Origin of the sequence: Salsipaludibacter albus (assembly GCF_019798055.1) — a bacterium.
GTDB lineage: Bacteria > Actinomycetota > Nitriliruptoria > Nitriliruptorales > Nitriliruptoraceae > Salsipaludibacter > Salsipaludibacter albus.
In genome coordinates, this window is the sequence record NZ_JAHOPH010000005.1 from 169,144 (window position 1) to 189,503 (window position 20,360).

The window sequence follows — 20,360 nt, forward strand, 5'->3', positions numbered from 1 at the left end:
CGACGAGGCCACACCACAGTCATGGCCGTGGACGAGCGGCAACCGCCGCGTCCTCGCCATGACCAGGAGCTCCCCCCGTGCAGGCCAGCACCCTCCGCTCGGTGACCCGGGGCGTCGACGACGTCCTCGACGGCGCCGGTGCCACGCCCGACCCGGGGCTGGCCGCGGTGGGTCGACGGGCCCGCCACGCCGGGGCGCTCGATGGCCTCCATCGTCGGGTCCAGGACGCCAACGACCGGCTGGTCGCTCGCGGCGCCGACGCAGCCGACGTGCTCCGCTGGGCGGCCGGCACCATCCCGCGGTTCGCCGCCACCTCCTCGTTCGGGGTGGACTCGGCCGTGCTGCTCCACCTGCTGTCACGCCACGCCCCCGACACGCCCGTCATCTTCCTCGACACCGGCCTGCACTTCCCGGAGACGCTCGCCCACCGCGACCGACTGGCCGAACAGTTCGGGTTGGACGTCATCTCGGTGACCCCGTCGTTGACGGTCGAGGACCAGCGCCGCCTGTTCGCCTCCCGGCTGTCGTCCACCGACCCCGACACCTGCTGCATGCTCCGCAAGGACCTCCCGCTGACCGCCGCCCTCGCCGCCGTCGACGGCTGGGCGACCGGCGTCCGCCGGGGCCAGACCGCGAGCCGGGCCGACGTGCCGCTGCTCAGCACGACCGTGAAGGGCGACCGGACCCTGGTCAAGGTGGCGCCGCTGGCGACCTGGACGCCCGGCGACGTCGCGGACTACCGACGGACCCACGACCTGCCGGCACATCCGTTGGAGGCGAAGGGCTACCGCTCGATCGGCTGCTGGCCGTGCACGCGTCCGACCGCGCCCGACGAGGACGCCCGCGCCGGACGCTGGGCCGACAGCGACCGGACCGAGTGCGGCATCCACGTCGACTCCGACGGCCGACTGGTGCGCACGGACGGCGCGGCGTCATGAGCCAGTTCGGCTACGTCGTCGCCCTCGAGCTCCACGACCGCACCGCCGTCCTGGTGGGTGGCGGACGCGAGGCCGTCCATCGGCTCGACGCCCTGCTCGCGGCGGGGGCCCGGGTCCGGCTGGTCACGCCCGACCCGTCCGACGAGCTCCGGGTCGCCGTCGAGGCCGCCGGCGACCGGGTCACGTGGCACGACCGGGACTACCGCGACGGGGACCTGGCGGACACCACGATCGCGATCGCCACCGGCGAGGACGACGGGACCGATGTGGCGGCCCTGTGGGACGAGTCGCGACGACGCCACGTCACCACGTCGGTCCTCGACGACCTCGACCACACCGACTTCGCCCAGCCCGCCCTGGTGCGCCGGGGCGACCTGCGCATCGCCATCTCGACCGGCGGATCCGCCCCCGCGCTGGCACGCCGCTACCGCGAGGACCTCGAGGTGCACTACGGCCCGGAGCACGCCGACCTCGTCGACGCCGCGGCCGAGGCCAGGGACCGGGCAGGTCGTCGTCCCGTCTCGTTCGAGCGCTGGGCCGGGAGGTGGTCGTGCGCCGTCTGGGACCTGCACGGCCTGGCACGCCGGGTCCGCGAGGGCGGCCGCGCCGGCGTGGTCGACCACCTCGTCACCACCCTGCTGCCGCCCGCCACGACCGACCCGGCCGCCGTGCCGGACAGGACCGGGACGGACCGGGACGACGACGTCCACGGCGAGCTGAGGCCCCGCCCGACCAAGGGCGAGGTCGACCCGGCCGACGACGCAGCCACACGACAGGACGCCGCATGACCCGCCAGACCACGCCCCGCCGTGACCCGTTCGACCTGGCCGCCCGGCTCGGCCTGGACGGGGCCCGACCGGGCTGGGTGCACCTGGTCGGTGCCGGCCCCGGCGATCCGGGCCTGCTGACCCTGCGTGGTGCGGCCCTGCTGGGCTCGGCCGACCTCGTGGCCTACGACCGGCTGGCCGACCCACGCCTGCTCGACCTGCTCCCGACCGGTGCCGAGGCCGTCCGGGTCGGCAAGAACCCCGACCGGTCGTGCCGCGAGCGCACCTGGACCCAGGACGAGATCACGACCCTGCTGGTCCAGGCCGCCCGCGAGGGCAAGGCGGTGGTCCGGCTCAAGGGTGGCGACCCGTTCGTGTTCGGCCGGGGCGGCGAGGAAGCCCTCGCCTGCCGCGAGGCCGGTGTCCCGTTCGAGGTCGTCTCGGGCGTGTCCTCGGCCGTCGCGGGCCCGGCCGCAGCCGGCATCCCGGTCACGCACCGGGGCCTCGCCACCGGCGTGGCGTTCGTCACCGGCCACGAGGACCCCGCCAAGCCCACCAGCCAGGTCGACTGGGAGTCGCTGGCCCGCTTCCACGGGACGTTGGTCTTCCTGATGGGCGTGCGCAACGCCCCCGAGATCTGCAGCCGGCTGCGTGAGCACGGCCGGGACGACGCCACGCCGGCCGCGGTCGTGCAGTGGGCGACGACCCCCCGGCAACGCGTCCTGCACACGACCCTGGCCAGCCTGCCCGACGACCTGGCCGGCAGCGGCATGGGCTCGCCGGCCACGATCGTGGTCGGCGACGTGGCGGCCGTCGGCCGCCTGCTCGGCCCGCCCGCCGAGCCGGCCCGGCGGACCACCACCACGCCCGCTGCTCCCCCCGTCCCGACGACCGTCGACGCACCGAAGGTGCCCGCATGACTGCCACCGCGACCTCCCCCGACGCGACCGACACGACCGAGGCGGCCGTCGGCCTGCTCCCCGCCACGTCGACCCACCCGGACGCGGACGTGGACGTCGACGCCGTCGCCGACCGCCTGTTCCCACGCGACCTCGACGTCGCCACGCTGACCCCGGACGACCTCCCGTCCGACGGCTGGGGCGACCTCGACGAGATCGACGAGCTCGACCGGGCGATCGCCGACGTCGCCGCCGGCCGGCTGTCCGAGGACGAGTTCAAGCCACGACGCCTGCACTTCGGGATGTACGGGATCCGCCAGTCGACCGACACCCACATGGTCCGGATCAAGGTCCCGCTCGGCCGCTTCGACGCCCGCCAGTTCGCCGCCATGGCGGTCCTCGTCGAGCGCCACGCACCACCGGGCGTCGCCCACATCACCACCCGGCAGTGCATCCAGGTGCACCGGGTCCACCGCAGCGAGGTGACCGACGTGCTGCGCCTGGTGGCCGCCGCCGGGCTGACCACCCGCGAGGCATGTGGCAACTCGGTGCGCAACGTCACGATGTCGCCGCTGGCCGGGGTCCACCCCGACGAGGTCATCGACCTGCAGGCGGTCGCGACCGAGACCATCCGCCACCTGCTGCGCCACCCGTCCTACCAGGCCCTCCCCCGCAAGTTCAAAATCGCGTTCGCCGCGACGACGACCGACGACGTCGCAACCGGGATCCACGACATCGGGGTCCGCCCGACGCTCGCCGACGACGGCACCCCGGGCTACCGGATCGTGCTGGGCGGCGGGCTGGGCTCGGCACCCCACGAGGCGGTCGAGCTCGAGGAGTTCACCCCGGCCGACCAGCTCCTGCCCACGGCGGTGGCCGTCCTCGACCTGTTCGACCTGCTCGGTGAACGCGAGAAGCGGGTCCGGGCACGGATGAAGTTCCTGGTCAAGAAGCTCGGCCGCGAGGAGTTCCTGGCCCGCGTCAAGGCCCGCCGCGAGGAGGTCCTGGCCACCGGACTGCGCTCGACGGTCACCCTGCACCCCCACGTCGACGAGGCCGACGCCGCCTCCGCACCCCGGGCCCTGCCCGACCACCTCAACACGGCCGGTGACGCGGCCGCCCGCTACCGCCAGTGGGTGGCGACCAACGTCACCCGCCAGCGTGACGGACGGGCCTTCGCCGTGTTCGCCTCGGCGCCGTTGGGCGACCTCACGGTGCCCCAGCTGCGGGCGCTCGCCGCGATGATGGAGACCCACGACCTCGACGACGCGCGCCTGACCATCCGCCAGAACGTCGTGTTCCGTGACGTCCCGGCGGACGCCCTGCCCAACGTGTGGGCCATCCTGGCGCACCACGGGCTGGACGAGCCCTTCGCCGAGAAGGCCGGCGACGTCGTGTCCTGCCCCGGCGCTGAGACCTGCAACCTCGCGATCACCGCGTCGCGCGGGCTTGGTGGGGCGATCACCGATCGGCTCGCCACGGACCGGCTCGACACCGTGGACGGGGTCCAGATCAACATCTCGGGCTGCCCGAACTCGTGTGGCCAACACCAGGCCTGGGACCTGGGCTTCTCGGGCATGGCCAAGCGCGACAGCGAGGGCAACGAGGCCCCGGCCTACCGGATCTGGCTCGGTGGCCACGTCGAGGACGGCAGTGCGAAGTTCGGGAAGTACGTGACCAACGTGCCGGCACGCAACGCGCCGGTCGCCGCCAGCCGGATCATCGCCGACTACAAGGCCAACCGGCAGGACGACGAGGCGCTGTGGCAGTACGTCGACCGCATCGGTGGCAAGCAGATCGTGGCCGACCTCGTCACCGACCTCAAGGACCTGCCCGACAAGGCCGACGACCCCACGTTCTACACCGACCTGGGCAAGGACGACGGCTTCGCGGTCATCCTCGGCGAGTCCGAGTGCGCCTGACCTTCGGTCAGGCGCGGACACGCCTGATCAGGTCGAGTGTGCGGATCGAGGACACGGGTGTCCCCGATCCGCACACTCGACGGACTGCTCCGGCCGAGCCGACGGGTCAGGCGGCGGCGGCACCGGGGACGGTGACACGCTGCGTGATGCGGGGATCGAGGTCGGCGAAGTTCGCCAAGTAGTCCTCGCGCTGGTCCTTCAGGGTGGCGACCAGGGCGCGGTACTCGTCGGCGCGACCCTGGGCCTCGTACAGCCGGCGTGGCTGCAGCAGCTCGGGATCGTCGAACCCGGGGATCGACGCCGCGACCAGGTAGCCGAAGTCGGGATCCGTCTCCCACTCGATCGTCCCGCCGACGATGCCCTCCTGGACCGCCGCGGAGTGGGCGATCCGCACCTTCTTCGACCCGGCGACGTCGTCGTCGCCGCCGACCCTGCCGGTGTTGAACAGGTAGACCTCCAGCTCCATGGTGTCGAGCAGCTCCAGCAGGCGGTTGCCCTGCGACGAGTCCTCCTCGAACCAGAAGGGGTTCGTGCCCGGCACCCGCAGCTTCTTGCCGGCCTCGGCGGCGCCCCCGGCGGACGTGCCACGGGTCTCGCCCAGCATGAAGTAGCGCGCCGCCTGTTCCGGGGGCAGCTTGGCGACCGCCGGGATGATGTCGTTGTTGCGGTTGAGGATGAACAGGTAGTGCGCCTTCGGGAGGTCGCGCGGCTCGCGGTGGCGGATCATGTCCAGCTCGAAGGTGCAACGTCCATTGGCGGTCCAGGAATCGTCGAAGAAGTCGATCCGGCCGGTCTCGGGGTCCACGGCGGTGGACTCCAGCCAGGCCCGGGGGGAGGTGGCGCCCCCGTGGATGGTGGGCTCGTCGTCCGGGTCGAGCCCGAACGTCTTGGCGAAGCAGCCGTTCTCGGAGGCGTGCACGGTGCCGCCGGGCATCAGGGCGATGAAGTCGTCCTGCACCGGCAGCGACCCCATCACGTTGCGGAAGGTCGTCGTGGTCTTGCCCGTGCCGGACAACCCGATGATCAACGCCAGCTTCTCGACGCCGTCCGGGGTGGACGCGGCCGGGAAGGTCTTGGCGCCGGAGTGCATCGCCAGGCCCCCACGGTCGTGCACCAGCTTGTTCCACATCCGCAGGCCACCCATCTTGGACTCGCCGAAGTAGTCCGAGCCGAAGACCCGCGTGACCCAGGTGTCGAGGTCGACCAGGATCAGGCACTCGTTGGGCATCCCCTCGGGGACGAGATGGGGCGTGTAGATGACGGTGAAGTCGGGGGTGAAGTCGTCACCGGGTGGGAAGTACAGCTGCTGTTGCATGGCCGGGATGTTGGCGTTGCGCCGGTCCATGTAGAGCTGCACGCCCGTGCGGAACGCGGGGTCCGGTCCGATGTGGCCCTGGACCAGGACCATGTCCTGCTCCGCGACGTGGGCGTCCTGCAGGGCTGCCCAGCGGGCGGCCTCGGCGACCGGCATCGTCGGCTTGCCGGTGTCGACGTCGGACACGAAGAAGGTCGACGGCGCCTGCCGGGCCTTCACGGTCGCCCGGTAGTTGAGGTTGCCGAACTCGGTCTCGGTGACGTGCGGCATCTCCTCGAGCACCCAGGAGCGCAACTGCTCCTGACTCGGGTTCACCGCCACCGAACGAGCAGGTGGGAGTTGAAAGGTCACGGGTTGCCTCCTGTGTGCACACGCCCTTGTGTGCGGCGACGACACACGCCGTTGTGTGCCGGATGGGTACAGCTGCCCGTGCTCGTCCGGTCAGGACGAGCGATCCGCCCCGGGAGGAGCGGCGAACGACGCGATCGCCATTGACCGGCCGCCCAACGGGCTGCGGATGGGGTCGCCAGTGACCGATCATCCGCGCCAGGCGCCATTGCCTGTCGCCAGATTACTCTCCGACACGCCGAACACGAGACGGCCGTGCGGCACCCGGATCCCCGGCCGAACGGCCCCTATTCGACCGGAATCCCGACGAATTCACCCACAAGTGCGACCCTCCGCGGTTGCATCCACAGTCTCGCCGCAATAGGCTTCCCGAAATACATCGAATAGCGCAGCCCGGGGGGGCAAAAATGGCAGCAATGTCCAAGGAACACAAGGATGCGATGGCACGCGGCCGACGCCAGGCACGTGCCGTCCGCAACTACCTCGATGCACTCGACCGCGGCAAGAAGCGTGGTCCGAAGCTGACCGAGGACAAGCTCGAGCGTCGCATCGCGAAGACCCGCGACGAGATCGAGACGGAATCCAGCCCGCAGCGGCGACTGGAACTCGTCCAGCAACGCATGGACGACGAGGCCCTGCTGGACGAACTGCGTGACCAGGACAGCCTCGAAGACCTCCAGGCCGCCTTCGTCGAGGTCGCTGCCGACTACTCCGATCGCAAGGGCATCTCCTACGCCGCGTGGCGTGAGCTCGACGTCCCCGCGAAGGTGCTGCGGGCGTCCGGGATCTCCCAGGGCAGCTAGCCCGCCGCAGGGGCCCGGAGCAGCTGGGTCGGGACGCTTGGCCGGACGGTTCAGGCGACCCGTCGCACCCGGTCGCCGTCGAGCACGACCACGCCGCGTTCGGCCAGCAGGTCGAGTGCGGCGCGAGTCGAGGCTGCGGCCGCCGGCCACACCGCCCGGTCGTGGTCGGCGTACACGACGCCGACGATCTCGTCGACCGTCGTGGCGCCGTCCGCGAGCACCGCGAGCACCTGGTCCAGGCGGTGCTCACGGTGAGCGAGGTAGTACCGCACCACGGCGTCGGGGTCGTCGCGCAGGACCGGGCCGTGTCCCGGGTAGAGCGCGTTGGCGCGGGTCGCGAGCACCCGCCGGAGGCTCGCCAGGTAGGCGGACAGGTTCCCGTCCGGGTGGCTGACCACGGTCGTGCCCCGGCCGAGCACGTGGTCGCCGGTCAGCAGCGCACCGGTGCCCAGTCGCAGCGCGAGGTGGTCACTGGTGTGGCCGGGGGTGGCGATCACGTCGATCCGCAGGCCCGGCAGGTCGATCCGGTGCCCGTCCGCGAGGGTCTTGCCGTCGTGGGCCACCTCGGGGTCCGCGGCCCGGACCGGGCAGCCCCACCGCTGGGCCCATGCGCTCGCCGCGGCCGCGTGGTCGACGTGTCGATGGGTCGCCACGACCACGACGGGTCGCGCGTCGTCGTCGGACAGGACCTGCTCGACCGCGGCGAGGTGGTCGGGGTCGTCAGGACCCGGGTCGACCACCAGGGCCACGCCCGAACCGGGTGGCACGACGACGTGGGTGTTGGTGCCGTCCAGCGTCATCGGCGACGGGTTGTCGGCCAGGACCCGGGTCGTGACCTCGTCGAGCCTGGCCACGCGTGGCATCGTGCCCGGGCCGGGCAACCGCCAGTCCAGTCGGGGATCGGTCGGGGGCGTGTCCGGGACGGGGTCGCCGGTCATGTCGGCCTCGCTGGTCGGTGGACGGTCGGGTGGTCGGCCTCGACTCGGCGTGAGGAGCGAACCGGCCGTGTCGGCGTGGCTGGGGACGGCTACACGTCGACCGGTGGTCCGCCGTCGGGGTGCTGCACGAGCAGCTCGCAGCCGCGGCTGCGATCCAGCGGCAGGATCGGCCGCAGGTCGAACCGGTCGTGGTCGGCGTGGTCGAGCACGGCGGCCACGTCGGGCAGCTCCTCGAGGGATTCCAGCACACGACGGGTCGGGAAGATCACCATCCGGTCGCCGCGTCGGGCCGCGTCCAGGGCGGCCGCCGGGGTCTCCCAGACGGTTCCGGTCATCTCGACGTCGTCGTGGCCCGCCGGGTCCTGCTCCACCGGCAGCCCCGTGACGAAGAACCGGGTGCTGAACCGCCGATGGAGTCCGTGGGGGGTGATCCACCAGGCCAGCGGACGCAGCGCCCCCACGTCCAGGACGACGTCACGCTCGTCCAGGAACGGACGCCAGTCGTGGTCGCTCGCGCGGTCGGCCAAGGCCTGCCGTGTCGCGCGGACGTCGTCGGCCGCGAGGTCGTCCGACGTCACGGGCCGCCCGTGCGTCGTGCCCAGCAGCAGCCCGGCCTCCTCGAAGGTCTCGCGGACGGCGGCGACCAGCAGTGCGCGGGTCTCCCCCGGCGTCGCCGCGCCGAGCCGGGCATGCACGGCCGACAGGTCCACGGGCCCGAGACGCTCCGACGCGACCTCCGCGTCGCGCGGGTCGACCTTGCCACCCGGGAAGACCCAGGCGCCACCCACGAAGTCGCTGGCCAGCGCGCGCTCCTGGAGGAGCACCTGGAGTCCGTCGACGTGGTCGCGCACCACGACCACGGTGGCAGCCGGCGTGGCCGTCCGCGTGCTCGCGGGACCGTCGGTCGGGCCGGTCACGCGTCGAGCACCTCGACGACGGCCTCGATCTCCACGGGAGCACCCAGCGGCAGCGCCGCGACCCCGACGGCCGAGCGGGCGTGCACGCCGTTGTCGCCGAGCACGTCACCCAGCAGGTTGCTCGCACCGTTGGCGACCAGGTGCTGCTCGACGAAGTCCGGCGCCGAGGCCACGAACACCGTGAGCTTGACGATCCGGACCCGGTCGAGGTCGCCGTCGGCCACGCTGGCCGCCACGGCGAGGACGTTGAGGGCCGCGCGCCGGGCGAGGTCCTGGGCCTCGTCCAGCTCGACCTGGTCACCGACCCGGCCCGTCAACGGCAGCGACCCGTCCACCAGGGGCAGCTGGCCCGCGGTCATGACCAGTCCACCGGCCATCGCCACGGGCACGTAGGCGGCCGCGGGAGCGGGCACCTCGGGCAGGGTCTCGCCGAGCTCGGCCAGTCGCTCCGCGGCACCCATCAGTCGTCCCCCCCGGCGGTGACGGGACGCTTGAAGTAGGCGACGTTGTCCACGACCTGGACCAGTTCCCAGCCCTGCGATCCCCATTGGTTGAGGATCTGCTGCAGCGCGTGGCTGATCAGTGGTGCGGTGGCGTATTCCCAGGTGGTCATGGCGGTCCTCGCTGACGGCGGGCGGACGGAAGGCGGACGGGGTGTGCGGACGGGGGGCGATCGTGGCGGCAGGCAGGGTCTCGCGTGGGTCGGACAGGTTCAGGCCGGCGGGTCGGCGTCGGCGGGTCCGGAGGCAGTGGCGGCAGGCGGGCGCGACGGAGCCTCGGGGTCGAACGGCTCGACGACCAGCACGGCCCCGTCGACTCCCGCGACCCGGACGGGACTGCCCACCCGCAGCTTGGCGGACCCGTCCAGCCGCGCGCGCCAGAGCGCCTCGTCGATGTAGACGTGGCCCTCGGGGTTGAGGATGCTGCGCACGATCCCGGGTCGGCCGACGAGGTCGCCGAGTTCGACGCCCTCGGGCCCGGCCTGGGCACGCAGGATCGTGGTCATCGCCACGACCCAGAACCCGACCGCGAGCACGGTCGTGGCCACCGCCACCCAGCCCGGGTTGCGCAGGTCCCCGGTCCCGAACAGGAACCACGATCCCACCCCGAAGCTGGCCGTCGCGGCGAGCGTGGTCAGGCCAAGACCGGCCAGCGCGGTGTCCAACGCGAACAGGCCCAGCCCGACCAGCACCAGCGCCAGCGCCCACCAGGCCACGGGGAGCACGGTCAGCCCGAAGATCGCGAACGGGAGCATGACGAGGCCAGCCACGCCGGCCACGCCGAAGCCCGGCTGGAACAGCTCGAAGGCGAGCAGGCTCAGACCCACGACCAGCAGGAGGTAGATGAAGGCCGGCGTCGCCGCCGCGTGCAGCATCCGTGACACCAGGCCCAGCGAGTGGAGTCGGACCTGGACGTCGTCCTGGGACAGCGACAGCGTGCGACCATCGCCGACGTCGAACCCGTCGAGGTCGCCGAGCAGGGTGGCCACGTCGGGCGCGACCACGTCGGTGAGGCCGTCGGCCTCGAGCTGCTCGGCGGTCATCGCCGTGTCGAGCAGCGCCTGGCCCTCGGGCCCGAGCAGCTCCGCCACGCGGTCGTCGACCGCCTCGGACGGGGGCTGGGACAGGTCGACGGGCTGGACCGGTCCGACCACGCCGACCTCCGACACGGCGCGGACGTCGGCCGCCGCCCACAGGGCTGCCCAGGCACCGGCCGCCGTCGCCTCGACGCCCGCCTGGGGCGCGACCAGCACGGCGACGGGGACGTCGGCGTCACGCACGGCGTCGACCAGGCCGAGCGTGTCGATCGACACGCCGCCCGGACCGGACACCTGCAGCACGACCAGCTCCGCGCCATCGGCGTCCGCCTGGTCCAGCAGCCGGGTGATCGTGGAGCCCACCGGCGGGTCCAGCAGGCCGGTCACGGGCAGCACCTCGACGACCGATCCTGCCGGGGTGTCGTCGACGGCGTCGGACTCGGTCGCGACGGCCGGGCGAACCACCAGCGTGGCCAGCGCGACCAGCACCAGGGCGAGGCCTGCGAACAGGACGGACCGCGGTCGCGTGGCGGGTCGGGACGGGCCCCAACGGGCAGGAATGGACATGTCGCGGAGGGTATCGACGTCGGTGTCGCGAGCCGGTCCCCGACCGGATGGCGCCGTACGCTGGCCGGTCGATCCCGGAGGGACCCATGCCGGCCGTCGCCCGCCCGCACCACGGACCACGCCGGCATCCGGCGTGATCGAGGGCCACGACGACCTGTTCGGGACCAACGTCCTGCTGGTGACGGGCAAGGGTGGGGTCGGGAAGACCACCACCGCGGCCGCGCTCGGGCTCGCCGCCGCGGACTCCGGTCGCGACACGCTCCTGGTGGAGGTCGAGGGCCGCGACACGCTCTCCCGGGCGTTCGCGACGACCGCCTGGGACTACCAGGAACGGGAGTTCCGCCCGGGGCTGTGGGGCGTGTCCCTCGACCCGGCAGAGGCCGTCTACGAGTACCTCGAACTGTTCTACGGCCTGCGTCGTGTCCAGTGGATGATGGAGCGTTCCCATGCACTGGACTTCGTCACCACGGCCGCGCCCGGCCTGCGCGACCTGCTGCTGATCGGCAAGGTCTACGAGATCGAGGCTCGCCGCCGCGCGGACGGTCGCCGGCTGTTCGACACGATCATCGTCGACGCACCGCCGACCGGCCGGATCGTCCCGTTCCTGCAATCCCCGTCGGCGGTGACCGAGATCGTGCGGATGGGACCGATTCGTCGGCAGTCCGGGCAGATCGAGGCGATGCTGACCGACCCGTCCCGCTGCCGCGCGCTGGTGGTGACACTGCTCGAGGAGATGCCCGTCACCGAGGCAGCCGAGGGCATCGTCGCCATGGCCGCAGCCGGCGTCGCGACCGGGCCGGTGGTGGCCAACCAGGTGGTCGTGCCGGCGGTGACAGCCGAGCAGGCCGAGGTCTTGTGCGGGGATCCCGCCCCGGTCCGTGACGTCGCGGCCGGCGTCGGCCTGGACCTGGACGACCACGACCTCGCCGGGCTGACGACGATGGTCTCGGACCATCGCGTGACCGTGGCGCGCCAGCGACGGCTGGCCACGCGTCTGCAGGCCGGGACCGGCCGCGACCTTCTGGTCCTGCCGGACCTGGCCGCCGACACCTTCGACGTGGACGCCCTGCACGTGCTGGCCGACACCATCGCCCGCCAGGTGGGCGCCGACGGCCCGACCGGACTCGACGTCGCCGGCATCGTGGCCGAGCCCGACTCGTCGGAGGGCGGGCGATGAGCGCGTCGACGCCCGACGAGGGGATCGGCCACGGTGGACTGGCGGCGGCCGTCGACGACGCCCACGTCCTGCTCACCACGGGTGCCGGCGGGGTCGGCAAGACCACCACGGCCGCCGCCCTGGCGCTCGCGGCGGCGTTCCGTGGACGACACGCCCTGGTGATCACGATCGATCCCGCCCGACGACTGGCGCAGGCCCTGGGCCTGGAAGGGCTGGCCACGGAGCCCCAGCCGGTGCCCCTGGACGCGCCCGGGCGCCTCGACGCCATGATGCTGGACATGCAGTCGACGTTCGACGACCTGGTCGATCGCCACGCGGCCACGCCCGACCGGGCGGCGGCCATCAAGGACAACCGGATCTACCAGACCCTGTCTGCCTCCCTGTCGGGCACGCAGGAGTACATGGCGATGGAGAAGCTCCACGAGCTCCACGACCGGGGGACCTGGGACCTGATCGTGGTCGACACGCCGCCGACGCGCAGTGCGCTGGACTTCCTCGACGCACCGGCCCGGATGACGTCGTTCCTGGAGGGTCGTCTCCTGCGGTTGCTCCTGCAGCCGGCGATGTCGGCCGGCCGCGGCTACCTGCGCGCCGTGAACTTCGGGGCGACCGCGTTCATGAAGGTGGCGGGCAAGGTCACCGGGATGGGCGTGCTGGACGACATCGCCGACTTCTTCCGTGCCTTCGACGGCATGTACGACGGGTTCAAGCAGCGGGCCGAGGAGGTGCTGGCCCTGTTGCGTCGTCCCGAGTCGAGGTTCGTCGTGGTCACCTCCCCCCAGCCGCCCCCACTGCGCGAGGCACGGTTCTTCGTGGACCGCCTCGAGCAGGAGGGCCTGCACCTGGCCGGGGTCGTCGTCAACCGGCTGCACGGTGCGCCGGTCGGTCACGACCCCGCCGAGCTCCGGCGGGCCGCCGACCTGCTCGAGCGCAGCGACCGGGACGCGAATGGCCCCCAGGCGGTGACGGGGGCGACCGCCGCCGGGTTGCGCCTGGCGGCCGACCTGCGCACCATCGCAGCCCGGGAGGCGCGCGACGTGGCCGCCGCCCTGGTCAACCGGAGTGTCCCCTTGGTCGTGCACGTGGGGCGACGGTCGGGCGAGATCCACGACCTGCCCGGCCTCGAGGCGATCGCGACCGACCTCACCGGCCCAGTGCCCGACTGAGCACGACCACACCGGCCCCGAAGCCTCGCCCCCTCGACCGTCACGATCCCCGGAGGATCCAATGGACCGCCCACCGCCCGGACCCGTCGACCCGCCCGAGGCGGACGCACCCGCCGCCGAGGAACCGGCCACGGATGGCACCGGCGTCCCGGACGCCGCGGACGTTGCCGCCGAGGGCGAAGGTCCGGCCGACGAGCCGGGTCGCAACTCCCCCGTGGCCGTCGCCCCGGGGGGTGCGGGCGTGCGACCACCGCGACGCACGGGGATCTTCGTCGACCCCGAGGACCTGCGTGAACACGTGGGCGCCCTGCTGCGGACCATGCTGGGGACCTACCAGGTCGACCCGTTCGGCAACTTCAGCTTCCTGCACGACGGAGCGCGGGTCTTCGTCACGATCGGCATGGGTCCCATGGGTCCCCACGTGGGCGTGTACTCGGTGACCAACATCGACCTGGACCTGTCGGCCGAGCTGGGCAGCTTCCTGGCCACGACCAACCATCGGCTGGGCTTCGGCACGTTGTCCTACGACACCGACAACCGGGCCGTGTGGCTGCGCCACACCCTGCTGGGCACCGCCCTGGACGCCCCGGAGCTGCAGGCGGCGGTGGCGTCGGTCGCGCGGACGGCAGCGACCATCGACGACGAGATCGGCGACCGGTTCGGGGGCCGCACCTTCGGCGACGCCCCCGCCGACGTCCAGGACTCCACCACCCCCCCGACGGAGGACACCGTCAACGTCACCGGCTACCTGTAGAACTCTCCGTGTCCGACGGGCACGCCTAGGCGGAGCGGGCGGCCAATCGTCGGACGTGGGCTCGGCGCTGCCGCTCCGTCAATCCACCCCACACACCGATCTCGATCCCCTCCTCGATCGCGTACTCGAGGCAGGCGGTGCGCACTTCACAACGTTCGCAGGTCTTGATCGCGTCCTTCGCCTCGGTGAGGTTTCGTCCGAAGAAGGCCTCAGGGTCCATTCCACGGCAGCGTGCAGCATCAGCCCATGATTCCAACGGTCGCCCTCTCGCAGACGGTGCTGCCGTGGTCGTCGAACGCCCCCGGCGGCAGCTCCACGCTGGGCGGTCGGTGGCCGACGACGATGTCGGCCTGCTCCCGACGCTAGGGGCACCCCGGTTCCCACGCATGGTCATTTCGAGCCATTGGCAGCACTCACCAGAAGACTTCTGCGTATCTCCACGTGGTTTCGATCACCTTCGATGGCGCCACATGACCCCCTTCGACCACCGTCCCTGTCACGGGCGACACGTGGCACGGCGGTAGCCTGTGGACGACTTCTCCGACGATCCGAAGACTCCGCATCCATGACGGCAGCCAGTCGCACGCGCGCGATCATCGAGCGCCTCGTCCTGATCGTCGCCATCATCGTGGCGACGGCGCTGCTGCTGTCGTCGTTGGCGCTGCCCGGGCTGACCTTCGCATCCGACAGCGTCGAGACCGTCACCGACACGTTCCTGGACGTCGCGCCACTCCCCGAGCTGACCGATCCGCCCGAGAACTCGTTCATCTACGCCAGTGACGGCAGCCTGCTCGACGAGATCAACTTCCGCGAGAACCGCGAGCCGGTCACCTTCGACGACATCCCCGACGTCATGGTCGACGCCGTCGTCGCGACCGAGGACGCCGAGTTCTGGAACCACAACGGGGTCAACACCGAGGCGATCGTCCGCTCGGCGGTGTCCAACGTCGCCGCGGGCGAGATCGTGGGTGGCGGGTCGACCATCACCCAGCAGTACATCAAGATCGCGTACTCCTACCAGTCCGACGACGCGACGGTGCAGACCCTGGACCGCAAGATCCAGGAGGCGACCTGGGCGGTGCAACTCGAGAAGCAGATGTCCAAGGAGGAGATCCTCACCGCCTACCTCAACACGGCCTACTTCGGGTCCGGCGCCTGGGGCGTGTCGACGGCAGCGGACCGCTACTTCTCCAAGGACCTCGCCGACCTGACGGTGGGCGAGGCCGCCACCCTGGCCGGCGTCATCCGTGCACCCGGCGCCAACGACCCGCTCAACAACCCCGACAACGCCGAGGCCCGCCGCGACATCGTCCTGGGCCAGATGGCCGAACAGGGCTTCATCTCCGACCAGCAGCGTGACCTCGCCCGCGAGGACCCGCTCGAGACGGATCCGTCCACCACCCCCGAGGCGACCAACCCGTTCTGGACCAATTGGGTCACCGAGCTGCTGACCGACCAGTCCACGGCGGAGACCCTCGGCCCCGAACAGGTCCAGTTGCTGCAGCTGCTGGGTGGCGACGCCGACGAGCGCACCACCCGGGTGTTCCAGGGCGGCCTGCGGATCACCACCACCCTGGATCCGAAACTGCAGGCCACCGCCGGCGAGACGATCGACTCCTACCTCACCGACGACGACCCCACGCGCGCCGAGATCGCCACCGAGCCCATGGCCGGCCTGCTGACGCTCGAGCCGGGTTCGGGCGCGATCCGCACGATGGCACTGGGCCCCTACGAGTGGGGCAGCTGCCTCGGCAACCCCGGTGACCCGTCCGACGACGACTTCGCCGGGGTCACCGACGACGGCGAGCTGCTGTGCGACAAGACCCAGGTCAACCCGCTGGTCCCCAACGGCGGCGGGACGGCCCGCCAGCCCGGCTCGTCGTTCAAGCCGTTCGTGCAGGCGGCCGCGATCGAGAATGGCTACTCGCCGGGCTTCACCCTGGACTCCGACGATGCCGAGACCCAGGGCGGCGAGCCGATCGAGGAGTGCCCGGACAAGGAGGACGAGACCGGCTTCTACACCCCGGCGAACTCGTCCAAGGGCGGCCTGCGCAACATGTACACGGGGCTGCAGAGCTCGGTGAACGTCTACCACGCCCGCCTCACCGGCCTGGTCACGCCGCCGGTCGTGGGCGAGATGGCCGAGCGGCTCGGGCTGCACGAGTGGGCCAAGGAGCTGGAGCGCAACCCGGCGCTGGGCGGCATGGCGAACCTCGCCTGCGCCGTCGGGCTGGGTGGCTACGACGCCACCCCCCTGGAGATGGCCGCCGCGTACTCGACCCTGGCCAACCGTGGCGAGTACTGCGCCCCCTACGTCATCGAGAAGATCGAGGACCGGGACGGCGAGGTCCTCTACGAGCACAGCACCGACTGCGAGCAGGTGCTCGACCAGACCGTGGCCGACCGGGTCGTGGACGTGATGGCCGGCCCCGTCAGTGACGAGGGCACCGCCCCGGTCGTCGGCGACGACCTCGGTGACCACCCGGTCCGGGGCAAGACCGGGACGACCAACTCGTCGCGAGACGCCTGGTTCCTGGGCTTCACCTCCCGCTACGCCAGTGCGGCGTGGATGGGCTACGCCAACGGCGGGCGCTACTTCGAGACCATCGCCGACGCGGTCGAGGCCTGCCCGTCCAGCCACGACGGCGACGACAACGACCTGCCCGACCGACAGTGCCCACCCGAGCTCAAGGTGATGGAGAACGTCCGGATCGGGGGCCGCGACTACGAGTCCGTGGCCGGCGGGACCATCCCGGCGCCGATGTGGGGTTCCTACATGGCGCAGGTCATGGAGCCGTTCGAGCCGGAGGGTTTCCCGGAACCGCCGCCGATCCCGACCACGACCATGCCCGACCTGGTGGCGGCCGGGACGGTCGACGCGGCCACGGACCTGGTCGAGGAGGCCGGGCTGCAGCTGCGGACCGAGACCGTCACCGACTGGCGTCCCGAGGGCACGATCGTCGGCCAGACGCCGGAGGCCGGCACCGACGTCGACGTCGGCAACTTCGTCACGGCGGAGGTCTCGGACGGCGACGGCGACTACCCGCGCATCCCCGACGTCGTCGGGCGCTCGGCCGCCGAGGCCCGCGAGATCCTGCGCCGTGCGGGCTACGCGGTCGGCGAGTTCTCCGCCGACGTGACCAACCCGACGAGCAACGGACTGGTGCTCCAGCAGCAGCCGTCCGGTGGCGCGCGACTCCAGCCGGGCAGCCAGGTCAACATCCAGGTCGGCGTCTACGTCGCCCCGCCGGAGCCGGAGCCCGAACCGGAACCCGAGCCGGAGCCCGAGCCCACCTCGACCGAGCCGGCGCCGACCTCGACGGAGCCGACCGAGCCGCCGGCGACCGCCACGCCCAAGCCCAAGGCGACGAAGACGCCCAAGCCCAAGAAGACCACCCCGGACCCCGAGGGCGACTGAGTGACCACCACCACACCGCCCACGACCCGACGCCTGGGTCGCACCGCCGCCATCACCACCTCGGTGGGGGGTGCGCTGCTGGTCTACGGACTGCTCGAGGCGCACTGGTACAGCCTGCGGCACGTGCACGTGACCGGGGTCACGGCCCCGGGATCGCCCCCGTTGCGCGTGCTGCACCTGTCCGACCTGCACCTGTCGCCGGTGCACCCGACCATGGTCGACATGCTGGCACGCCTGGCCGACGAGGACGTCGACCTGGTCGTGGTCTCGGGGGACCTGTTGGGCGACACCGGGATGGAGGACGAGGTCGTCGGTGCCCTCGCACCGCTGACCGCCAGCGGGACGCCGGGCGTCGTCGTCCTGGGCTCCAACGACTTCTTCGGACCCCGGCCGCGGAACCCGTTCGGCTACTTCCGCGGCCCCACGACCGGTGAGCCCGGCGGGCCACGACTGGACACCGAGGCGCTCGTGACCGGGCTGGCCCGCCAGGGCTACACGACGCTGCGCAACGAGGCGGGCTCGATCGCGACCGCGGCCGGGACGATCGCCGTGTCGGCGCTGGACGACCTCCACGTGCCCGGCACCGAGCTGCCGTCGCCGGCCGCGATCCGGCCGGACGTGTCCGCACCGGTGTTCCACCTCGGCCTGGTGCACTCGCCCTACCTCGACGCGCTGGACCTGCTGGTCGACGCCGGCGCCGACCTGCTGCTCGCGGGCCACACCCACGGTGGCCAGGTGCGCCTGCCCGGAGTGGGGGCACTCGTGGCCAACTGCGACCTGCCGCTGGCCAAGGCGCGTGGGCTGTCCGAGCACCGTGACGTCCCGCTGCACGTGTCGGCCGGACTGGGCACCTCGAAGTTCGCCCCGGTGCGGTTCGCGTGTCGGCCCGAGGCCACCGTCCTGACGCTGCTCCCCTGACCACCCGTCGCTGCCGGGTGGGGCACGGCGTGAGGCCCTTCCGGGGCACCACGGCGACGAGCCTGCGGGGCCGGTGCCACGGCCCCACGCGCGTTCGCGTGGCTTCTGCGCCGTCGCTACGCTGGCGCGTGCTCTCGCACCACGTTCCCGACGAGGGCACCCACGGGATGTAGCGCAGCTTGGTTAGCGCGCCTCGTTCGGGACGAGGAGGTCGGCGGTTCGAATCCGCCCATCCCGACACCATCGCGAGGCGCGTCCGTCACGGGCGCGCCTCGCGGCATGTCACGGGTGAGCCACGAGGGCCGTCCGACGACGGACACAGGAGCCCCGACCATGGACCTCGCGGACTTCCAGTCGACCATCCGACAGACCTACGGCGAGCGCGACGCGGCCCGGGGCGTGGACGCCAATTTCGGCTGGTTCGTCGAGGAGGTGGGTGAGCTGTCCCGGGCTATCCGGCGCCAGGGACATGCCGAGCGGGTCCACGAGTTCGGCGACGTGCTCGCGTGGCTGGTCACCCTCGCCGACCAGTGCGGTGTCGACATGGTCGAGGCCGCCGCGCGCTACGGCGACGGCTGCCCTCGGTGCGGCGACAGCCCCTGCAGCTGCGTCCGCTCGGTCGACTGACTCACGGACCGAGCGGGTGCGATCCGGTGCGGGAACCGCACCGATGTGCACCCGCTCCAGCAGGACGGCAGCCCGTCGTCACACGCCCAGCGTCGTGCCGGTGGACTTGAGCATCTCGCAGGCGGCGATGACACGGTCGGCCATGCCCCGCTCGGCCTTCTTGGACCAGGTCCGCGGGTCGTAGACCTTCTTGTCGCCGACCTCGCCGTCGACCTTGAGCACGCCGTCGTAGTTGGCGAACATGTGGCCCGCCACCGGGCGGCTGTAGGCGTACTGGCAGTCGGTGTCGATGTTCATCTTGATGACGCCGTAGTCCAGGGTCTCGTGGATCTCCTCCAGCGTCGAGCCGGACCCACCATGGAACACCAGGAAGTGGCGCGCGTCGGCACCATGCGCCTCCTCGACGGCCGCCTGGCCGTCACGCAGGATGGTCGGGCGCAGCTCCACCGACCCTGGCTTGTAGACCCCGTGCACGTTGCCGAACACGGCGGCCAGCAGGTAGCGACCGCGATCGAACGTGCCCAGCACCTCGGAGGTCCGGACCATGTCCTCGGGGCTCGTGTAGAGCTTGTCCTTGTCGATGTCCTCGTGGTCCATCGTGTCCTCGACGCCACCGACGATGCCGATCTCGATCTCGAGGACGACGTCCACGTCGGCGCACTCGTCGAGCAGGTCGCTCGCCAGGGCGAGGTTGTCCTCCAGCGGGATCGACGAGGCGTCCAGCATGTGGCTCTGGAACAGCGGCGGCAGGCCGTCTGCCTTGCGCTCGCGTGACATCGCCAGGAGCGGCCGGATGAAGGAGTCGACCTTGTCGGGCTGGCAGTGGTCGGTGTGCAGGGCGATGTTGACGTTGTGCTCGGCTGCCAGCACGTAGGCCGACTCGGCCATCGCGCGGGCTCCGACCGGCATCTGCTTGGTGGCCATGCCGGAGAAGAACTCGGCACCGCCGGTGGAGATCTGGATGATCCCGTCCGACTCGGCCTCGGCGAACCCCTGCAGGGCCGCGTTGAGGGTGGAACTGGACGTCACGTTGATCGCCGGCAGCGCGTGGTGGCCCGCCTGGGCGGCGTCGAGCATGGCGCGGTAGGTCTCGGGGGTCGCGATCGGCATGGTCTCAGGCCTGTTCGTGGGGCGTCGGAGGGCTCGCCATCGATGCTAGGTGACCCGCCCGCGACGTGTGCGACCGGCCGGGCTGGGCTCCGGATGCACCGTGTGCACTGACCGTGCGGATCCGCGTGGAGGGCGACGACGTTGCATAGGCTGCACCGTGTCCCTGTCAGAACGAGCAACAGGTGTTCGCCCCCTCGTGGCGTGCCACACCGCTCGATGATCCCCCCACCCCCCGTACG

The 20,360-nt window shown here is 71.9% G+C and carries 19 protein-coding genes and 1 tRNA gene; 12 read left to right on the forward strand and 8 right to left on the reverse strand.

The window, feature by feature from the left end:
- Window positions 1-77: 77 nt before the first annotated feature.
- Genes KR546_RS04965 through KR546_RS04980 form a run of 4 tightly spaced genes read left to right on the forward strand, consistent with a single transcriptional unit; the run spans window position 78 to window position 4,526 of the window.
- Window positions 78-938, forward strand: coding sequence for a phosphoadenylyl-sulfate reductase (locus KR546_RS04965; protein WP_238443597.1), 861 nt, complete (start codon window positions 78-80; stop codon window positions 936-938).
- Window positions 935-1,726: a precorrin-2 dehydrogenase/sirohydrochlorin ferrochelatase family protein gene (locus KR546_RS04970; protein WP_238443598.1), complete on the forward strand. Its 792-nt coding sequence runs from the start codon at window positions 935-937 to the stop codon at window positions 1,724-1,726. Before KR546_RS04965 ends, KR546_RS04970 begins: the two co-directional genes overlap by 4 nt.
- Entirely contained in the window at window positions 1,723-2,625 is a 903-nt protein-coding gene (gene cobA / locus KR546_RS04975; RefSeq protein WP_238443599.1) for a uroporphyrinogen-III C-methyltransferase, read from the forward strand. The genes KR546_RS04970 and cobA overlap by 4 nt, the downstream gene beginning before the upstream one ends.
- Window positions 2,622-4,526 (forward strand): nitrite/sulfite reductase, encoded by a 1,905-nt coding sequence (locus KR546_RS04980; RefSeq protein ID WP_238443600.1) that lies wholly within the window; start codon window positions 2,622-2,624, stop codon window positions 4,524-4,526. The genes cobA and KR546_RS04980 overlap by 4 nt, the downstream gene beginning before the upstream one ends.
- A 106-nt stretch (window positions 4,527-4,632) precedes the next feature.
- On the opposite strand, the gene KR546_RS04985 is transcribed toward KR546_RS04980, so the two are convergent.
- Window positions 4,633-6,192, reverse strand: coding sequence for a phosphoenolpyruvate carboxykinase (ATP) (locus KR546_RS04985; RefSeq protein ID WP_238443601.1), 1,560 nt, complete (start codon window positions 6,190-6,192; stop codon window positions 4,633-4,635).
- Between the two features lie 437 nt (window positions 6,193-6,629).
- On the opposite strand from KR546_RS04985, the gene KR546_RS04990 reads away from it, so the two are divergent.
- Window positions 6,630-6,992, forward strand: a complete 363-nt coding sequence (locus KR546_RS04990) for a hypothetical protein (RefSeq protein ID WP_238443602.1) — start codon at window positions 6,630-6,632, stop codon at window positions 6,990-6,992.
- 50 nt (window positions 6,993-7,042) lie between these two features.
- Here the strand turns inward: KR546_RS04990 and KR546_RS04995 are convergent, their stop codons facing one another.
- The 5 genes from KR546_RS04995 to KR546_RS05015 all read right to left on the reverse strand — a co-directional run bounded on the left by KR546_RS04995 (window position 7,043) and on the right by KR546_RS05015 (window position 10,951).
- Complete coding sequence (locus tag KR546_RS04995) at window positions 7,043-7,930, reverse strand: MBL fold metallo-hydrolase (protein WP_238443603.1); 888 nt, start codon at window positions 7,928-7,930, stop codon at window positions 7,043-7,045.
- Between the two features lie 89 nt (window positions 7,931-8,019).
- Window positions 8,020-8,847, reverse strand: coding sequence for an NUDIX hydrolase (locus KR546_RS05000; RefSeq protein WP_238443604.1), 828 nt, complete (start codon window positions 8,845-8,847; stop codon window positions 8,020-8,022).
- Window positions 8,844-9,308 (reverse strand): RidA family protein, encoded by a 465-nt coding sequence (locus KR546_RS05005; RefSeq protein WP_238443605.1) that lies wholly within the window; start codon window positions 9,306-9,308, stop codon window positions 8,844-8,846. The genes KR546_RS05000 and KR546_RS05005 overlap by 4 nt, the downstream gene beginning before the upstream one ends.
- Window positions 9,308-9,460 carry a DUF4177 domain-containing protein gene (locus KR546_RS05010; RefSeq protein ID WP_238443606.1) on the reverse strand — a complete coding sequence of 51 codons (153 nt, stop codon included), beginning with the start codon at window positions 9,458-9,460 and terminating at the stop codon, window positions 9,308-9,310. Before KR546_RS05010 ends, KR546_RS05005 begins: the two co-directional genes overlap by 1 nt.
- A gap of 99 nt (window positions 9,461-9,559) precedes the next feature.
- Window positions 9,560-10,951 carry an NfeD family protein gene (locus KR546_RS05015; protein WP_238443607.1) on the reverse strand — a complete coding sequence of 464 codons (1,392 nt, stop codon included), beginning with the start codon at window positions 10,949-10,951 and terminating at the stop codon, window positions 9,560-9,562.
- Between the two features lie 133 nt (window positions 10,952-11,084).
- Between KR546_RS05015 and KR546_RS05020 the strand changes: the two genes are divergently transcribed.
- The 3 genes from KR546_RS05020 (at window position 11,085) to KR546_RS05030 (ending at window position 14,048) form a co-directional block, all read left to right on the forward strand.
- A complete protein-coding gene (locus tag KR546_RS05020; RefSeq protein WP_238443608.1) occupies window positions 11,085-12,128 on the forward strand; it encodes an ArsA-related P-loop ATPase in 1,044 nt (347 codons plus the stop codon).
- Window positions 12,125-13,294 (forward strand): ArsA family ATPase, encoded by a 1,170-nt coding sequence (locus KR546_RS05025; protein WP_238443609.1) that lies wholly within the window; start codon window positions 12,125-12,127, stop codon window positions 13,292-13,294. The genes KR546_RS05020 and KR546_RS05025 overlap by 4 nt, the downstream gene beginning before the upstream one ends.
- A 61-nt stretch (window positions 13,295-13,355) precedes the next feature.
- Window positions 13,356-14,048, forward strand: a complete 693-nt coding sequence (locus KR546_RS05030) for a T3SS (YopN, CesT) and YbjN peptide-binding chaperone 1 (protein ID WP_238443610.1) — start codon at window positions 13,356-13,358, stop codon at window positions 14,046-14,048.
- A gap of 25 nt (window positions 14,049-14,073) precedes the next feature.
- On the opposite strand, the gene KR546_RS19005 is transcribed toward KR546_RS05030, so the two are convergent.
- Complete coding sequence (locus tag KR546_RS19005) at window positions 14,074-14,442, reverse strand: WhiB family transcriptional regulator (protein ID WP_338019096.1); 369 nt, start codon at window positions 14,440-14,442, stop codon at window positions 14,074-14,076.
- Window positions 14,443-14,613: 171 nt separating this feature from the next.
- On the opposite strand from KR546_RS19005, the gene KR546_RS05040 reads away from it, so the two are divergent.
- The 4 genes from KR546_RS05040 (at window position 14,614) to KR546_RS05055 (ending at window position 19,011) form a co-directional block, all read left to right on the forward strand.
- A complete protein-coding gene (locus tag KR546_RS05040) occupies window positions 14,614-17,466 on the forward strand; it encodes a transglycosylase domain-containing protein (protein ID WP_238443611.1) in 2,853 nt (950 codons plus the stop codon).
- Window positions 17,467-18,384: a metallophosphoesterase gene (locus tag KR546_RS05045; protein WP_238443612.1), complete on the forward strand. Its 918-nt coding sequence runs from the start codon at window positions 17,467-17,469 to the stop codon at window positions 18,382-18,384.
- Between the two features lie 163 nt (window positions 18,385-18,547).
- Window positions 18,548-18,622, forward strand: a tRNA-Pro gene (locus KR546_RS05050).
- 95 nt (window positions 18,623-18,717) lie between these two features.
- Window positions 18,718-19,011 carry a MazG nucleotide pyrophosphohydrolase domain-containing protein gene (locus KR546_RS05055; RefSeq protein WP_238443613.1) on the forward strand — a complete coding sequence of 98 codons (294 nt, stop codon included), beginning with the start codon at window positions 18,718-18,720 and terminating at the stop codon, window positions 19,009-19,011.
- A 78-nt stretch (window positions 19,012-19,089) separates the two neighbouring features.
- Here KR546_RS05055 and fbaA read toward each other — a convergent pair whose 3' ends face one another.
- Window positions 19,090-20,121: a class II fructose-bisphosphate aldolase gene (gene fbaA, locus KR546_RS05060; protein WP_238443614.1), complete on the reverse strand. Its 1,032-nt coding sequence runs from the start codon at window positions 20,119-20,121 to the stop codon at window positions 19,090-19,092.
- Window positions 20,122-20,360: the final 239 nt, after the last annotated feature.

Coding starts and splice junctions, on each gene's coding strand:
- KR546_RS04970 (WP_238443598.1), top strand. CDS start 935: ATGAGCCAGTTCGGCTACGTCGTCGCCCTCGAGCTCCACGACCGCACC.
- cobA (WP_238443599.1), top strand. CDS start 1,723: ATGACCCGCCAGACCACGCCCCGCCGTGACCCGTTCGACCTGGCCGCC.
- KR546_RS04980 (WP_238443600.1), top strand. CDS start 2,622: ATGACTGCCACCGCGACCTCCCCCGACGCGACCGACACGACCGAGGCG.
- KR546_RS04990 (WP_238443602.1), top strand. CDS start 6,630: ATGGCACGCGGCCGACGCCAGGCACGTGCCGTCCGCAACTACCTCGAT.
- KR546_RS04995 (WP_238443603.1), bottom strand. CDS start 7,930: ATGACCGGCGACCCCGTCCCGGACACGCCCCCGACCGATCCCCGACTG.
- KR546_RS05005 (WP_238443605.1), bottom strand. CDS start 9,308: ATGGGTGCCGCGGAGCGACTGGCCGAGCTCGGCGAGACCCTGCCCGAG.
- KR546_RS05010 (WP_238443606.1), bottom strand. CDS start 9,460: ATGACCACCTGGGAATACGCCACCGCACCACTGATCAGCCACGCGCTG.
- KR546_RS05015 (WP_238443607.1), bottom strand. CDS start 10,951: ATGTCCATTCCTGCCCGTTGGGGCCCGTCCCGACCCGCCACGCGACCG.
- KR546_RS05025 (WP_238443609.1), top strand. CDS start 12,125: ATGAGCGCGTCGACGCCCGACGAGGGGATCGGCCACGGTGGACTGGCG.
- KR546_RS05030 (WP_238443610.1), top strand. CDS start 13,356: ATGGACCGCCCACCGCCCGGACCCGTCGACCCGCCCGAGGCGGACGCA.
- KR546_RS19005 (WP_338019096.1), bottom strand. CDS start 14,442: ATGACCATGCGTGGGAACCGGGGTGCCCCTAGCGTCGGGAGCAGGCCG.
- KR546_RS05040 (WP_238443611.1), top strand. CDS start 14,614: ATGACGGCAGCCAGTCGCACGCGCGCGATCATCGAGCGCCTCGTCCTG.
- KR546_RS05055 (WP_238443613.1), top strand. CDS start 18,718: ATGGACCTCGCGGACTTCCAGTCGACCATCCGACAGACCTACGGCGAG.
- fbaA (WP_238443614.1), bottom strand. CDS start 20,121: ATGCCGATCGCGACCCCCGAGACCTACCGCGCCATGCTCGACGCCGCC.